This window comes from Mycobacterium asiaticum (assembly GCF_001673365.1).
Classification (GTDB): Bacteria; Actinomycetota; Actinomycetes; order Mycobacteriales; family Mycobacteriaceae; genus Mycobacterium; species Mycobacterium asiaticum_A.
Window position 1 is genome coordinate 1 of record NZ_LZLS01000053.1, and the last position, 754, is coordinate 754.

Consider the following 754-nt stretch of genomic DNA (forward strand, 5'->3'; position numbering starts at 1 on the left):
CCCCGGCACCGGCGGTGCGGGCGGGACCGGCGGCTCCGGCTCGACCAACGGTGACGGCGGCGCCGAAGGGGACGCCGGTAGCACGGGCGGCCATGGCGGGCACGGCGGCGACGGTGCGGATGCGATCACCGCCGGCGGTGTCGGCGGCACCGGCGGCGTCGGGGGTGACGGCGGCCTGGTCGGGGACGGCGGCGACGGTGGCACAGGTGGCACCGGCGGGACCGGCCGCACAGGCGAAGTAGCTCATGACACCAACGAGACCGGCGAAATCGGTGGCACCGGCGGCACCGGTGGCGCGGGCGGAGCAGGCGGTGCCGGGGGCGCGCAGGCCGGCGACGGCGGTAAGGGCGGCGACGGGGGTGCCGGAGGCGTCGGCGGCACCGGCGGCACCGGAGCGCGGGGAGACGACGCGATCGATCCGGGCGCGACAGGTGGCGCCGGCGGACAGGGCGGCGAAGGTGGGCTCGGCGGACAGGGCGGTGCCGGCGGACGTGGCGGAACTTCCAGCAAAGGCACGGGCGGCATGCTGGGTGTCGGCGGCACCGGCGGCGACGGCGGCACCGGCGGATCCGGGGGCGACGGCGGCACCGGAGGTGTCGGCTCCTGGACGGTCACCGATGGCACGCTTGGTCAGGGCGGCACCGGCGGGCGCGGTGGCGACTCGGGCGGCGGCGGGACGGGCGGGATCGGCGGGTTCGGTTCCACCAACGGCGATTTCGGTGACATCGGCAGTCAGGCCACCAGCGGCGGCAAC

Annotated in this window: 1 pseudogene; it reads left to right on the forward strand. The window is 78.0% G+C overall.

The features are described from left to right. Positions 1-754: pseudogene (locus A5634_RS28590) on the forward strand (hypothetical protein); the annotation flags it as partial.